The sequence below is a fragment of the Streptomyces sp. NPDC127129 genome (assembly GCF_042671585.1).
In the GTDB taxonomy this organism is placed as follows: Bacteria; Actinomycetota; Actinomycetes; order Streptomycetales; family Streptomycetaceae; genus Streptomyces.
Map to the genome: position 1 here is coordinate 739,577 of NZ_JBHXTV010000001.1, position 13,767 is coordinate 753,343.

General features: G+C 73.1%; 11 protein-coding genes. 6 read left to right on the forward strand and 5 right to left on the reverse strand.

The window, feature by feature from the left end; genetic code table 11:
• Nucleotides 1-299: 299 nt before the first annotated feature.
• Nucleotides 300-965, forward strand: coding sequence for a DUF1524 domain-containing protein (locus tag ACFVGW_RS03185; protein WP_385850505.1), 666 nt, complete (start codon nucleotides 300-302; stop codon nucleotides 963-965).
• On the opposite strand, the gene ACFVGW_RS03190 is transcribed toward ACFVGW_RS03185, so the two are convergent.
• Nucleotides 901-2,103 (reverse strand): MFS transporter, encoded by a 1,203-nt coding sequence (locus tag ACFVGW_RS03190; RefSeq protein WP_385850506.1) that lies wholly within the window; start codon nucleotides 2,101-2,103, stop codon nucleotides 901-903. The two genes, ACFVGW_RS03185 and ACFVGW_RS03190, sit on opposite strands and share 65 nt — an antisense overlap.
• A 76-nt stretch (nucleotides 2,104-2,179) precedes the next feature.
• On the opposite strand from ACFVGW_RS03190, the gene ACFVGW_RS03195 reads away from it, so the two are divergent.
• On the forward strand, nucleotides 2,180-3,160 hold the full coding sequence (locus tag ACFVGW_RS03195) for an ArsR family transcriptional regulator (RefSeq protein WP_385850507.1): 981 nt from the start codon (nucleotides 2,180-2,182) through the stop codon (nucleotides 3,158-3,160).
• Nucleotides 3,161-3,214: 54 nt separating this feature from the next.
• On the opposite strand, the gene gcl is transcribed toward ACFVGW_RS03195, so the two are convergent.
• Nucleotides 3,215-5,002 (reverse strand): glyoxylate carboligase, encoded by a 1,788-nt coding sequence (gene gcl / locus ACFVGW_RS03200; protein ID WP_385850508.1) that lies wholly within the window; start codon nucleotides 5,000-5,002, stop codon nucleotides 3,215-3,217.
• 829 nt (nucleotides 5,003-5,831) lie between these two features.
• On the opposite strand from gcl, the gene ACFVGW_RS03205 reads away from it, so the two are divergent.
• The 3 genes from ACFVGW_RS03205 (at nucleotide 5,832) to ACFVGW_RS03215 (ending at nucleotide 8,160) form a co-directional block, all read left to right on the forward strand.
• Entirely contained in the window at nucleotides 5,832-6,431 is a 600-nt protein-coding gene (locus ACFVGW_RS03205; protein ID WP_385850560.1) for a hypothetical protein, read from the forward strand.
• 288 nt (nucleotides 6,432-6,719) lie between these two features.
• Nucleotides 6,720-7,550 (forward strand): TIGR04222 domain-containing membrane protein, encoded by an 831-nt coding sequence (locus ACFVGW_RS03210; protein WP_385850509.1) that lies wholly within the window; start codon nucleotides 6,720-6,722, stop codon nucleotides 7,548-7,550.
• A 22-nt stretch (nucleotides 7,551-7,572) separates the two neighbouring features.
• Nucleotides 7,573-8,160, forward strand: a complete 588-nt coding sequence (locus tag ACFVGW_RS03215; protein WP_385850510.1) for a GNAT family N-acetyltransferase — start codon at nucleotides 7,573-7,575, stop codon at nucleotides 8,158-8,160.
• A 70-nt stretch (nucleotides 8,161-8,230) separates the two neighbouring features.
• Here ACFVGW_RS03215 and ACFVGW_RS03220 read toward each other — a convergent pair whose 3' ends face one another.
• Together ACFVGW_RS03220 and ACFVGW_RS03225 are read right to left on the reverse strand one after the other, a co-directional pair.
• Complete coding sequence (locus ACFVGW_RS03220) at nucleotides 8,231-9,814, reverse strand: AMP-binding protein (RefSeq protein ID WP_385850511.1); 1,584 nt, start codon at nucleotides 9,812-9,814, stop codon at nucleotides 8,231-8,233.
• Complete coding sequence (locus ACFVGW_RS03225; RefSeq protein ID WP_385850512.1) at nucleotides 9,811-11,487, reverse strand: AMP-binding protein; 1,677 nt, start codon at nucleotides 11,485-11,487, stop codon at nucleotides 9,811-9,813. Before ACFVGW_RS03225 ends, ACFVGW_RS03220 begins: the two co-directional genes overlap by 4 nt.
• Before the next feature lie 91 nt (nucleotides 11,488-11,578).
• Here ACFVGW_RS03225 and ACFVGW_RS03230 point away from each other — a divergent pair, with 91 nt between their 5' ends.
• Nucleotides 11,579-12,514 carry a response regulator transcription factor gene (locus ACFVGW_RS03230; RefSeq protein ID WP_385850513.1) on the forward strand — a complete coding sequence of 312 codons (936 nt, stop codon included), beginning with the start codon at nucleotides 11,579-11,581 and terminating at the stop codon, nucleotides 12,512-12,514.
• Nucleotides 12,515-12,531: 17 nt separating this feature from the next.
• Here the strand turns inward: ACFVGW_RS03230 and ACFVGW_RS03235 are convergent, their stop codons facing one another.
• Nucleotides 12,532-13,653: a winged helix DNA-binding domain-containing protein gene (locus tag ACFVGW_RS03235; protein ID WP_385850514.1), complete on the reverse strand. Its 1,122-nt coding sequence runs from the start codon at nucleotides 13,651-13,653 to the stop codon at nucleotides 12,532-12,534.
• Between the last annotated feature and the right edge of the window lie 114 nt (nucleotides 13,654-13,767).

Here is a 13,767-nt window from a genome sequence, read left to right on the forward strand (position 1 = left end):
TTGACCTGAAGGAAGGGTTCCCGGGCCATCCGTCGCCGTCGCCGCGGTCCCAACGCCCCACCTCCCCCCAAGACTCCGCCCGGCGGCGCGAACGTCCTGTCGCGCCAGCCTCGCACCGTCGGGCGGGCACAACGAGAGCGCGGAACCAGGTTTACGGTCCCTGGTTCCGCGCTCTTTCGCGTCCCGTCGGGACCGGCGCCCCAGCGCATCGTTTCTGCGGTGAAGATCCACACCCGCTCGGGCGAGCGCACCGCGATTCGCCCTCCATGCGCCCCTCCCCCGCCGCTATCCAGTCGCACGTGATCAAGAACCTGGTGCGGGGCCTGACCCCGCTGGCGCTCATCCTGTCCCCGCTCGCCGCCCCCTCCCCCGCGCTCTCGGCGAACGTCGTCCTCTTCCCCGACGCCCTCGCCGATCTCACGGAGGCCTCCGAAGACCCCGCCGGCTACAAGGACTCCGCCTTCCCCCACTGGAACGCCGGCCTCGACCCCGCGGACGGCTGCGACACCCGCGCGGAGGTCCTCCTGGACGAGGCCGTGGACGCCCCGAAGACCGGCACCGGCTGCGTCCTGACGGGCGGCAGGTGGACCTCGTACTACGACGGCCAGACCGTCACCGACCCCGCCGCGCTCCGCGTCGACCACGTCGTTCCGCTCGGCGAGGCCTGGGAGTCGGGCGCCTCGGCCTGGACCACGGCCCGGCGCGAGAAGTACGCCAACGACCAGGGCGCGTCCGGCACGCTCGTCGCCGTCACCGCCCGCAGCCAGAAGGACAAGGCGGGCCGTGACCCGGCCGACTGGGTGCCGTCGGCCTCCACCCAGTACTGCCGCTACGTCGCCGAGTGGGTGGGCACCAAGCTGCGCTGGGGCCTGAGCGCCGACAAGGACGAGGTGGAGGCGCTCAAGCTGTTCGCTGACGGGCCCTGCGAGGAGACCGTCGTGGTCCGCTCGAAGGCCCCTCGGTGAGGGCGAGCGTCAGCGTGACCGCGAGCGAGGCGAGGGCGAGCACCACCATCGCCGTCCGTGGCGAGGTGAACTGGGCGACGGTGCCGGCCAGCGCCGCGCTCAGCCCCTGGAGGGCGAGCATGCCCGAGGAGTGCAGCCCGAGGGCGTGACCGCTCAGCTCGTCCGGCACGAGGGCCAGGAGCCGCTCCTGGTACAGCAGGCTCGCGCCGTAGCCGACCGCCGAGACCGTCACGGCGGCGAGGGCGAGCGGCAGTCCCGGGTTCAGGGCGAAGAGCAGGAACGGGGCGGCCAGGAGCGCCTGGAGCGGGGCGGCGAGCCGGCCGCGGAGCCCGCTCGGGACGAACCGGCCCAGGACCGTGTCCCCCGCCAGCATCCCGAGCGCGCCGCAGGCGAAGAGCAGCCCGGCGCGCTCGGGGTCGTACGGCACGAAGAGCGACTCGCAGCCCACGATCAGCCCGTTGGGCACCCACAGCGCGACGTAGACGCGACGGCGGGCGCGGGAGGACAGGAGCCGCCGGTTCGTGCGCCAGGTCGCGGCGGCGGAGGCGCGGCCGGTGGCGCGCGGGGCGCGCCGGGTGAGGCCGAGGCGGGCGACGAGGGCCGCGACGAGGTAGAGGGCGGCGCCGACGAGCAGGGTGCCGCGCGGTGAGAGCAGTGCGACGAGCAGCCCGCCGGCCGCGAACCCGGCGATCTGGCATCCGCCGGTCGCCATGTTCATCACCGACCGGCCCAGCAGGTAGCCCTCGCGCGGAAGGACCTCGCCGAGCAGCCCGTAGCGCACCCCGCCGCCGACGGAGCCGACGAGTCCCTGGGCGAGCAGGATCGCGAAGACCACCCCGATCGGCAGCCCGGGCACGGCCGTCGCCGCGCTGCCCGCGGCGAAGAACAGTGCCATCCCGGCGAGCGCGGCGCGTGGCGGGAGCCGGTCGGCGGCCGAGAGGAGCGTGGCGGCACCGAGGAGCTGGGCGAGCGAGGGCCCGAAGAGCGCGAGGGAGGAGAGGAGCGGGGAACCGGTCCGGCTGTAGACGAGAGTGGCCAGTCCGAGCCCGGCCACCGTCTGGGCGGCGACCTGGACGGAGCCGGTGAGGAAGAGAGGGGTGAACTCGGCTGTACGGAAGAGGTCTCGGTAGCTGCGCATGCGGCGGAGTCTGCGGGGGCCGACGGGAGGGCCGTTATTGTTTCGCACAGACGCGAAACAAGGGGTGGGGCGGATCATGGGCTGGTGGCGGATCGACGCGGACGCGCTCGCGGGGAGCAGGTTCCTGCTCTCGCCGCTGGCCGAGGCGACCGCCGCGCTCCAGACGCTGGACCTCAGGATGGCCGCCCACCCGGGCGAGCGGGCGTGGCTGGAGGCCCATCTGCCCGCCTACCGGGCCCGGTTGGCGTCCGAGCCGCTCGACGCCCTGCTCGTCCCGGCCGCGCTCGGGACCACGTGGAACGCCGACTTCGTGACCCCCACGCCGAGGGGCGACGGCGAGCGGAGCTTCGAGGAGGAGCTGACCCGGATCCGCGAGACACCGCCCGCTGCCGCCCTGGCGGACCTGGCGGTGTCGCTCGGCGGCCCGGTCCCCGAGCCGCTGGCCTCGGCGACCGATCTCCCGCACCGGATGGCGGAGTTGCTCACCTGGGTGTGGCGGGAGACGGTCCTGCCGACCTGGCCCCGGCGACGGCGGATCCTGGAGGCCGATGTGCTGGCGCGGACGGCGCGGCTGACCCGGGAGGGCTGGGCGGCCGCGCTGGACGAGCTGAACCCGGGGCGGACGCGCTGGTTGGGCGAAGGACGGCTCCAGGTCAACGCCCGTGCCTTTCCCCCGCGTTCGGCCACCGGAGCGCGGCTGCTCTTCGTGCCGGTGACTCCGAGCCGGGGGTGGGTGTCCTGGGAGGGTACGGAGCGGTTCGCGATCGTCTACCCGTGCGCCGGCGCCCTGGCCGGGACGGACGGCCCGGCCGTGCCCGAGGCACTCGGCACGCTGCTCGGGAGCGCACGGGCCGGAGTGCTCGTACGCCTGGAATCGCCGCTGTCCACGAGCCAGTTGGTGGCGCTGACGGGGCAGGGACTGGGGTCGGTGGGGCGGCATCTGAAGGTGCTGCTCGACGCCCGGCTCGTACGGCGGAGGAGGGCGGGCCGCTCGGTCCTCTACGACTGGACGGAGGCCGGGGCGGCGCTGGTCCGGGCACAGGACGACCGGACATGAAGCGGCCCCCGCTCCGGTGCTCTCGGGGCGGGGGCCGTTCGGTGGCGGTGCGGATCAGACCTTCAGGGCCTTGATCGCGGTCGGCGCGTGGCCGGGCTCCGTCGCGAGCTCCTCGAACTCGGTGACGTCGCTCATGTCGACCGTCTTGCTCATCGCGATGTTGGTGATGCGCTCCAGGATCGCCTCGACGACGACCGGGACCTGGAACTCGACGGCCATCTTCTTGGCCTGCTCCAGCGCCTCGCCCAGCTTGCTCGGGTCCTCGACGCGGATGGCCTTGACGCCCAGGCCCTCGGCGACCTTGACGTGGTCGACGCCGTAGACGCCGATCTCCGGGGTGTTGATGTTCTCGAACTCGAGGTTGACCTCGAAGTTGATCCCCAGGCCGCCCTGCGCCTGACGGATCAGACCCAGGTAGGCGTTGTTCACGAGGACGTGGACGTAGGGGACCTTGTGCTGGGCGGCGACCGCCAGCTCCTCGATCATGAACTGGAAGTCGTAGTCGCCGGAGAGCGCGACGACCGGGGTCTCCGGGTCCGCGGTGGCGGCACCGATCGCGGCCGGGATGGTCCAGCCGAGCGGGCCGGCCTGGCCGCAGTTGATCCAGTGGCGCGGCTTGTAGACGTGCAGGAACTGCGCGGCGGCGATCTGCGAGAGACCGATGGTGGTGACGTAGCGCGTGTCCGGGCCGAAGGCCTTGTTCATCTCCTCGTAGACGCGCTGCGGCTTCATCGGGATGTTGTCGAAGTGCGTCCGGCGCTGAAGGGTGGCCTTGCGCTCCTGCGCGGAGGCGGCCCAGGCGGAGAAGTCGGGGAGCTTGCCCGCGGCCTTCCACTCCTTGGCGATCGCGACGAAGAGCTCCAGGGCGGCCTTGGCGTCGGAGGCGATGCCGTAGTCCGGGGCGAAGATCTTGCCGAGCTGGGTGGGCTCGATGTCGACGTGGACGAACTTCCGGCCCTTGGTGTAGGCCTCCATGTTGTAACCGGTGTGACGGTTGGCCCAGCGGTTGCCGATGCCCAGGACGAAGTCCGACTCCAGGAAGGTCGCGTTGCCGTAGCGGTGCGCGGTCTGGACGCCGACCATGCCGGCGGCCAGCTCGTGGTCGTCCGGGATGGTGCCCCAGCCCATGAGGGTGGAGATGACGGGGATGTTCGTCAGCTCGGCGAGCTCGACCAGCAGGTCGGAGGCGTCGGCGTTGATGATGCCGCCGCCGGCGACGATCAGCGGGCGCTCGGACTCCAGGAGGAAGTTCAGGGCCTTCTCGGCCTGCGCGCGGGTGGCCTGCGGCTTGTAGACCGGCAGCGGCTCGTAGGTCTCCGGGTCGAACTCGATCTCGGTCAGCTGGACGTCGATCGGCAGGTCGATGAGGACCGGGCCGGGACGGCCCGAGCGCATCAGGTGGAAGGCCTGCTGGAAGACGCCGGGGACCTGCGCGGCCTCCAGGACCGTGGTGGCGGCCTTGGTGACGGGCTTGGCGATCGTGGCGATGTCGACGGCCTGGAAGTCCTCCTTGTGGAGCTTCGAGACCGGGGCCTGGCCGGTGATGCACAGGATCGGGATCGAGTCCGCGATCGCGGAGTACAGGCCGGTGATCATGTCGGTTCCGGCGGGGCCGGAGGTACCGATACAGACACCGATGTTGCCCGCCTTGGCACGGGTGTAGCCCTCGGCCATGTGGGAGGCGCCCTCGACGTGGCGGGCGAGGGTGTGGGCGATACCGCCCACGTTCTTGAGCTCCCGGTAGAAGGGGTTGATCGCCGCGCCGGGCACGCCGAACGCGTTGGTGACGCCTTCGCGCTTGAGGATCTCAACGGCCGCTGCGGCGGCGGTCATACGAGGCATGGAGGGCTCCTGCTTCGGCCAGGCGGAAACGGATGCGCCACCGGCTCGTGGGCTCGTTTCCGTATTGCGGAAGTATTGTTCTACTATGTGGAAGCAATGTAGGTCGGGGGGTCGAGAGTCGTCAAGGGAGTGGGGTCGGACGTTGGCCGAACTCACTCCCCTCGCGTGGCGGATTGGTGGACGATGGGGTCGGGAAGACAGGGGGTTCGGCGTGGGGTTCGGTGTGGGTGACTCGGTTCCGGTGCGGTGCCCGGAATGCCTCCGTACGCAGCCGTACGCGGCTCCCGTCTTCCCCTGCGCGTGCGGCACCCCGGTGGTGCCGCCGCTGCTCACGGGGGCGACGGGCGAGCCGGTCACGCACCGCAACTGGACGGACGAGTGGGTCACGGTCCGCTGCGCCGCATGCGGCCGCGAGGACGAATGGCCCCACCCGGAGCTCGGCTGCAGCTGCGGCACCGTCCTGCGCGTTCCCGTGACCCCGCCGGACGGCGGATCCCCGGCGGGCGGCGGTACGGGCCTGGGACCGGGTACGACGGCCGGTACGGCCGCGGGCGGCGCCACGGGCCACGGCGCGGACGCCGCGGGCGCCTGGCCGCGCGGCCGGGGCGCGGGCCCGGCCACGGACGCCGCCGCCCTGGACGGGTGGCCGGAGACCGACCACGGGACCGGCCGCGGAACGGGAGCCGAGGCACTCGGGGACGCGGAATCGGCACCGGGCGGCTGGTTCACACCGAGGAGCACGACGGGCGACACGGGCGGCGCCGGCGGCGACCCCGGCGGCAGCGGCGGCACCGGCGGCGGCAGCGGCGACCCGGGCGGTCCCGGCGGGATCGGCGACCCGGGCGACACCCGCGGGATCGGCGACGCCGACGGCACCGGGGATACGGCACGGGGCCGCGCGGGCGGTACCGGCGGCAGCGGCGACCCGGACGGGCCCTCCGAGAGCCGCGCCCACGCCACCCCCGGAACGAACGGGCACCGCTCCTTCGCCGAGCGCTACCCCGCGCACATCCCGCTGCCGCCCACCGCCGCACACCCGGCCCCGCCGAGGCCCTCGTTCCGGCCCATGACCATCCGTACGGCCAGGGACGCGGTCGCCACCTCGGCCGGGTACCTGCGCTGGCTGGGGTTCCGGGACGTCGTCCAGCCCGAGGAGCGGTCCGCGTCCGGGGTCGACCTCCGGGCCCCCGGACTCGTCGCCCAGGTCGACCCGAGCACCCGCCCCGCCGCCCTGCGGGCCGTCGAGTGCCTCTGGCTCAACGGCCTCAGCAACGCGGCGGTGAGCGTGTTCTTCTCCCTCGCCGGCTACACCCCGGAAGCCCGGTCCCGCGCGGACGAGCTCGGCATACCGCTCTTCGTCCTGGACCTCACCGGCACGCCGCAGCCCGTCAACACCCCGGCCGACGAACTGATCACCACCGGCGCCTAGGGCGTGTTGCGAAAGTAGCGCCGTTCGCCCGGAGGGCGGGCCCCGCGGCGTCTGGTGCGTGCGATCGCAAGGCGGAGGGTCGCCCTCGTACCGGGCGTACTCGGACGACCCCGACAACGCAGCGAGCGTGCGTGCCAGGCGTCGCGGGGCAGGCGGGACTTTCGCAACACGCCCTAGCGGTCGTCACGCCCGAAGCCGGTCCTCAGCTCAAATTAACCTCAGATTTCGGCCATTCACGCGTGATGATCAGCCCCCGCCGGGCACAACTCCCTCGGGGGGTGTTGCGTCATGGGGGCGGACACATGGTGGTTCATCGGCGCGTCCTGCGCACAACTGCTGTGCGCACTCGTCCTGTTGCGAACGCGCAGCCCGCAGCGGACCGAACTCGCCCCACAGGCACTGGCGTTGCTCAGGGGCGGGCGGCGGGCGGCGGTCGTCGTGGCCCTTGTCGCGCTGCATCAGCGCGGGGCGGTCGCGGCCGGCCGCAAGGGAACGATTCGGGCCAACGGCGGCCCCGGCCGGACCCGTGACCCCGTGCAGCTGGGCGTGCACGGCTCGCTGCGCCGTGCCCTGGGGCTGCGAGTCCTGGCGTCGCAGCCCCAGGCCCGGCGGGCGGTGGACGCGCTGCGGGCCGAGCTCGGCCGGGAGGGGCTGCTCCGCCCGCAGGGGCGCCTGCTCGTCGCGCGCACGCTGCTCGTGGGCACGGTGGTCACGGTGGTGACGGGCCTGGTCGTCACCGGCCCGTCGGGCGCGGGGCTCGCGCTCGCGCTCGCCCTCGGCGCCGTAACGGCCGGTGCCGCGCTCGCCCTGCTCTTCCTGCCGCCGACGACCCGCGCCGCCCGCCGGCTCCTCGCCGGACTCCGCCGGCGGCACCCGCTGCCCGCGCATCGGCGCGAGGTGACGGACGGCAACCTGGTGCTGCTGTACGTCGCCCTCTACGGTGACCCCGCGCTCGCCCTCTTCCTGCCCCGGTTCTCCCGTGACGGCGGGCTGCTCGGCCGGGGCGGGGGCTCGGACGGCTACGCGACCGGCCGCGGCTGGTTCGGCGGAGGGGACGCGGCCGGCGGGAGCGGCGGCGAGTCCAGCGGTGGAAGCGGAGGCGGAGGCGGCTCGGACTGAGGTCGCGCGCCATACTCGTCGTATGCGCATCAGAGCGGCCGCACCGGCCGAACTCCCGCTGCTCCAGGACATCGAGCGCGCCGCGGGCGAACCCTTCCGTCACCTGGGCATGGCGGTCATCGCCGACGACGAGCCCCTGCCGCTGGACGTCCTGGACGCCTACCGCCTGGCCGGACGCGCCTGGGTGGCCGCCGACGAGGCCGGCCACCCGGTCGCCTACCTGCTGGCCGACACCGTCGACGGTGCCGCCCACATCGAGCAGGTCTCCGTACACCCCGACGCCGCCCACCGGGGCATCGGGCGTGCGCTCATCGAGCACCTCGCCGCGGAGGCGGCCGGGTGGGGTCTCACGGCGCTGACCCTGACGACCTTCACCGAGGTCCCCTGGAACGCCCCGTACTACGCCCGTCTCGGCTTCCGTCCGCTCGCCGAGTCCGATCCGGAGCTCACCGCAGGCCTGCGCGCCATCCAGCAGGCGGAGGCCGCCCACGGTCTGGCGACCTGGCCCCGCGTCTGCATGCGCCGCGAGCTGGCGGCGGCGCCCGCACCCCGCGCCGTCCCGCCGCCGCAGCAACGAGCTTCGGCCCCGGAGCGAGCGCCCTCCCCGTGACCCCACCGGGCGCCGGCCCGGGGCGCCTCCGGCCCGGCGCGCGGGCCCGTCCTTCGCGCGGGCGCCGCCCTCACCCGTACCGCTGCCGCAGCTCCACCTTCCGCACCTTCCCGCTCACCGTCATCGGGAACTCGGCGAGGATCTCCACCCGGCGCGGGATCTTGTAGTGCGCCAGCCGGTCACGGCAGTACGCGGCGATGTCGTCCAGGCTCGGCGGATCGGCGGGGTCGCGCGGGATCACGCAGGCCAGGATCTCCTCGCCGTAGCGGGGGTCGGGGACACCGACGACCTGGACGTCGGCGATCTTCTCGTACCCGTACAGGAACTCCTCGATCTCGCGCGGGTACACGTTCTCCCCGCCGCGGATGATCATGTCCTTGATGCGGCCGACGATCTGGACGTAGCCGTCCTCGCGCATCACCGCGAGGTCGCCGGTGTGCATCCAGCGGCCCGCGTCGATCGCCTCGGCGGTCTTGTCCGGCTCGTTCCAGTAGCCGAGCATCACGCTGTAGCCGCGGGTGCACAGCTCGCCCGCCTCCCCGCGCTCCAGGGTGAGGCCGGTGGCCGGGTCGACGATCTTCACCTCCACGTGCGGCATGACGCGGCCGACCGTCCCCGTCCGGCGCTCCAGGTCGTCCTCGCGGCGCGTCTGGGTGGAGACGGGCGAGGTCTCCGTCATGCCGTAACAGATGGACACCTCCGCCATGTTCATCTCGGCGACGACCCGCTTCATCACCTCCACGGGGCAGGGCGAGCCCGCCATGATCCCCGTGCGCAGGGAGGAGAGGTCGTACGAGGCGAAGTCGGGGAGGTTCAGCTCGGCGATGAACATCGTCGGCACGCCGTACAGCGAGGTGCACCGCTCCTCCTGGACCGCGCGGAGCGTGGCCGCGGGGTCGAACGACGGGGCGGGGATCACCATGCAGGCGCCGTGCGAGGTCGCCGCCAGGTTTCCCATCACCATGCCGAAGCAGTGGTAGAAGGGCACCGGGATGCAGATCCGGTCCTGCTCCGAGTAGGCGATCATCTCGCCCACGAAATAGCCGTTGTTGAGGATGTTGTGGTGGGAGAGGGTCGCTCCCTTGGGGAAGCCGGTCGTGCCCGAGGTGTACTGGATGTTGACGGGTTCGTCGCAGGAGAGCGCCGCGGGGCGCAGCTCTCCGGCCGTACGGGCGAGCAGGGCGTCCCAGCCGGCGTCGCCGAAGTAGACGGTCTCCCGCAGCTCCGGGCAGTTGCCCTCGACCTGCTCGACCATCGCCCGGTAGTCGCTCGTCCTGTGCGTCAGCGAGGCGAAGAGCATCGAGATCCCCGCCTGCCGGAGCACGTACTCCAGCTCATGGGCGCGGTAGGCCGGGTTGATGTTGACCATCACGGCGCCGATGCGGGCGGTGGCGTACTGGACGAGCACCCACTCGGCGCAGTTCACCGCCCAGATCCCCACCCGGTCGCCCTTGGCCACCCCGCTGCCGAGCAGCGCGTCCGCCAGCCGCTCGACGTCCGCGCCGAACCGGGCGTAGGTCCAGCGGCGTCCGGTCGGCACGTCGACGAGCGCCTCGCGCTCCGGCCAGGTCGCGACGGCCCGGTCGAGGTTCGCTCCGATCGTGTCGCCGAGGAGCGGGGTGGGGCCCGCGCCGTGCGCGTAGGAGAGGCTCATGCGAGGTCCCCTTCCGTGTACTCCGTGCCCTCGCCCTTCGCCGTACGCTCGCGCAGCTCGATCCGGCGGATCTTCCCCGAGACCGTCTTCGGCAGCTCGGCGAACTCGATGCGCCGCAGCCGCTTGTACGGGGCGAGCACCGCGCGCGAGTGGGCGAAGAGGGCCCGTGCCGTCTCCTCCCCCGGCTCCCAGCCCTCCGCGAGGACGACGTACGCCTTCGGGACGGCGAGCCGCAGCGGATCGGGGGCCGGGACGACGGCCGCCTCTGCCACCGCCTCGTGCTCCAGGAGCGCGCTCTCCAGCTCGAAGGGGCTGATCTTGTAGTCGCTGGCCTTGAAGACGTCGTCGGCGCGGCCGACGTAGGTGATGTACCCCTCGGCGTCGCGGGAGCCGATGTCGCCGGTGCGGTAGTAGCCGCCCGCCATGGCCTCGGCCGTGCGCTCGGGGTCGCCGTGGTAGCCGGTCATCAGGCCGACCGGGTCGTTCGACAGGTCGAGGCAGATCTCGCCCTCCTCGACGTCCGCCTTCCCGCTCACCGGGTCGACGAGCGTGACCCGGAAGCCCGGGCTCGGACGCCCCATCGAGCCCTCCTTCAGGTGCTGGCCCGGGCTGTTGGAGACCTGGACGGCGGTCTCCGTCTGGCCGAAGCCGTCGCGGATGGTGACCCCCCACGCCCGGCGTACGGACTCGATGACCTCGGGGTTGAGCGGCTCGCCGGCCGCGACGACCTCGCGCGGCGGCTGCTTCAGCTGCGTCAGGTCGGCCTGGATGAGCATGCGCCAGACGGTCGGTGGCGCGCAGAAGCTGGTGACGCCGTTCCGCTCCATCTCGGCCATGAGGCGCGCCGGGTCGAAGCGCGCGTAGTTGTGGATGAAGACGGTCGCCTCGGCGTTCCACGGCGCGAAGAGATTGGACCAGGCGTGCTTGGCCCAGCCCGGTGAGGAGATGTTCAGGTGCACGTCGCCGGGCTTGAGGCCGATCCAGTACATGGTGGCGAGATGACCCACGGGGTACGAGGTGTGGGTGTGCTCGACCAGCTTGGGGCGGGCGGTGGTGCCGGAGGTGAAGTACAGCATCAGCGGGTCGTCGGCACGGGTGACGGCGTCGGGCTCGAAGCTCTCGGATTCCGCGTACGCGCCCTCGTAGGGAATCCAGCCCGCGCGCTCGCCCCCGACCACGATCCGGGTGTACTCCCCCGGCACGTCGTCGAACTTGGCGGTGTCCTCGGCGCGCACGATCACGTGCCGGGCGCGGCCGCGTTCGACGCGGTCGCGCAGATCGGCGGGGCCGAGGAGCGGGGTGGCGGGGATGACGACGGCCCGCAGCTTCATCGCGGCGAGCGCGGTCTCCCACAGCTCGGCCTGGTTGCCGAGCATGACGATGATCCGGTCACCGGCCCGTACGCCCTGTGCGCGCAGCCAGTTGGCGGCCCGGTGCGAGCGGGCGGACATCTCGGCGAAGCTCAGCCGCGTCTCGGCGCCGTCCTCCTCGACGATGTGCAGCGCGGTCCTGTCGTTGCCGGCCGCGATGACGTCGAACCAGTCGAGGGCCCAGTTGAACCGGTCGGGGCGGGGCCAGGCGAAGCCCTCGTAGGCCGTCTCGTAGTCCTCGCGATGCCGGAGCAGGAAGTCGCGGGCTGCCCGGAACCTCTCCGTCGCGGTGGTGGCCGTCATGTGTCCTCCTCGTTGCGGTTCCGGTCACGGACATCGTGTAATCAGTGACCCAGGTCTCACTACCCCCGTTCGGGGGTGAAGGAGTGGTCGCGTGCCCGAGCGGATCGAATCGGTGGAGTTGCGGGCGGCGCTGGTGCGGATGCGCCGCACCACCGGCCTCACCGTCGTCTTCGGCGGCCTCCTGCACGACGGCCGCCGGCTGCGGATCGAGGAGCTGAGCGGAGCGCTGACGCCCGCCCTGCGGGGGCTCGCGATCTCGACGGGCAGCGGCCTGGGCGGGAAGTGCGTGGCGCTGTCGCGGCCCTGCGCGGTCGTCGACTATCCGTCGGCGCGGCACATCACGCACGAGTACGACGGTCCGGTCTCGGCGGAGGGGCTCCGCTCGGTGATCGCGGTGCCCGTGGTCGTACGGCGGAAGGTGCGGGGAGTTCTGTACGGGGCGCTGCGGGACGCGCTGCCGCTGGGCGAGCGTGTCCTCGACGCGGTGGTGTCGGCGGCCAGGGACGTGGAGCAGGCGCTGGCGGTCCGGGACGAGCTGCGGGAACGGGCGCCGGGCTCGGGGTTCGGGGTCGGAGCGGGGCCGGGTCTCGGGACGGGCTCGGGGCTCGGGCTCGGAGGGGGGCCGGGGCTCGGAGCGGGGCCGGGGCTCGGAGCGGGGCCGGGGCGGGGACCGGACGGGGTGCCGTCGCCGTCGTGGGAGGAGGTCCGCCAGGCGCACGGCGAGCTGCGCGAACTGGCCCCGCGGATCGCGGACCCGGAGCTGCGGGCCCGTCTCATGGCGGTGTGCGGCCGCCTGGAGACGGCCTCGGCGGGCCCGCGGCGTCCGGCGGACGTGTCGCTGACACCGCGCGAGGTGGATGTCCTCGCGGCGGTGGCGACGGGGGCGACGAACGCGGTGGCGGCGGAGAGGCTGGGGCTGCGCGCGGAGACGGTGAAGGGCTATCTGCGCTCGACGATGCGGAAGCTGGGGGCCCACACACGCCTGGAGGCGGTGGTGGCGGCGCGGAGGGCGGGGCTGCTGCCGTAAGGGGGCCTTCGGGCCAGCTACGCGTCCACGACACCGAACTCGACCGCGAACGGAACTCCCTCGGCGCCCAGTACTCCGGCCCCCGCCATGCGCTCGGCCTCCTCCGTCAGGGCGGCACGCTGGGCCTTGGTCGTACGGCCGAAGGGCTGGACGGTCGTCGTCGTGCGCTCCTTGGTCTCCTCCAGGCGCCAGAGCCCGGCGACGAGGCCGTCGAGGAGGAAGACGGAGAAGGCCTGGTTCCCCTTCCAGGTACGGCTCCTGGCCGCGGCGGAGACGAAGCGGGTCCGGTCGGCGTGGGAGAGGAGGAGGTTGTCGTACTCGGGGAGGAAGCGCGGAGGGGCCTGGGTGTCCGCGTCGGGGCGGGGGGCGTCGGGGAGGTCGAAGAGTTCGACGCCGTGCTCGTCCTGGAAGGCGAGGAGCTGGGGGCGCAGGCGCTCGAAGGCGTCGCGGAGCCGGGTGAGACCGCACCAGGTCTGCATGTCCTTGACGGAGGCGGGGCCGAAGGCGGCGAGGTAGCGCAGGACGGTCGCGTCGGGGGCGGGGGCGGGTTCGGCGGGGCGGCCGAGCCAGTTCTCGGCGGTGGTGAGGCGGACCTGCCCGCTCCGCCGCCAGAGTCCGCGCGGGGTGACCTGGACGAGCGGCAGGAGGCAGCGGGCGGCGACCGAGAGCGACTGGGGGTCGGCGTCGGGCCAGTGGACGAGGAGGGCCTCGCGGATCTCCTTGGGGGTACGGGGTGCCTCCTCGACGAGCTCCCGGGAGAGGGCGGCGAGGCGGTCGAGGTCGACGCCGCCGAGGCCCTTGCGGAACATGGTCAGCTCGCGGTCGCGGGCGGCCTGGACGAGGGGCCGCAGGGTGAGCACGTCGTCGGCGGTGTGGGTGTGGATGGTGGAGCGCATGGTGACGATCCGGGCGACCGCGCGGGACTCCATGAGGTCGGACAGGTGCTCGGGCCGGAAGCCGGCGAGCCGGGCGGCGAGGGCGTGGTAGGGCGGCTTGGTGTTCTGCGCCTGGAGGCCGAGGAGGTGGGAGACGGCGTCCTCGGCGGAGAGCGCGGCGGGCTCCAGGAGGAGCTGGCGGGCCAGCGTGGCACGGCCCAGGGCGCGGGTGGAGAGGACCGGGTTCGTGGAGGTGGAGGCCATGTGGGCACGCTACTCGGGCTTGCGGACAGGGATGGTCCGCAATGAGGATGTCCGGCCCGGGGCTCATGGGGCTGCTGCCGCCGAGCCGCTCGAATTCGCCCCGTATATCCTTCC

Coding starts and splice junctions, on each gene's coding strand:
- ACFVGW_RS03190 (WP_385850506.1), bottom strand. CDS start 2,103: ATGCGCAGCTACCGAGACCTCTTCCGTACAGCCGAGTTCACCCCTCTC.
- ACFVGW_RS03195 (WP_385850507.1), top strand. CDS start 2,180: ATGGGCTGGTGGCGGATCGACGCGGACGCGCTCGCGGGGAGCAGGTTC.
- gcl (WP_385850508.1), bottom strand. CDS start 5,002: ATGCCTCGTATGACCGCCGCCGCAGCGGCCGTTGAGATCCTCAAGCGC.
- ACFVGW_RS03210 (WP_385850509.1), top strand. CDS start 6,720: ATGGGGGCGGACACATGGTGGTTCATCGGCGCGTCCTGCGCACAACTG.
- ACFVGW_RS03215 (WP_385850510.1), top strand. CDS start 7,573: ATGCGCATCAGAGCGGCCGCACCGGCCGAACTCCCGCTGCTCCAGGAC.
- ACFVGW_RS03220 (WP_385850511.1), bottom strand. CDS start 9,814: ATGAGCCTCTCCTACGCGCACGGCGCGGGCCCCACCCCGCTCCTCGGC.
- ACFVGW_RS03225 (WP_385850512.1), bottom strand. CDS start 11,487: ATGACGGCCACCACCGCGACGGAGAGGTTCCGGGCAGCCCGCGACTTC.
- ACFVGW_RS03235 (WP_385850514.1), bottom strand. CDS start 13,653: ATGGCCTCCACCTCCACGAACCCGGTCCTCTCCACCCGCGCCCTGGGC.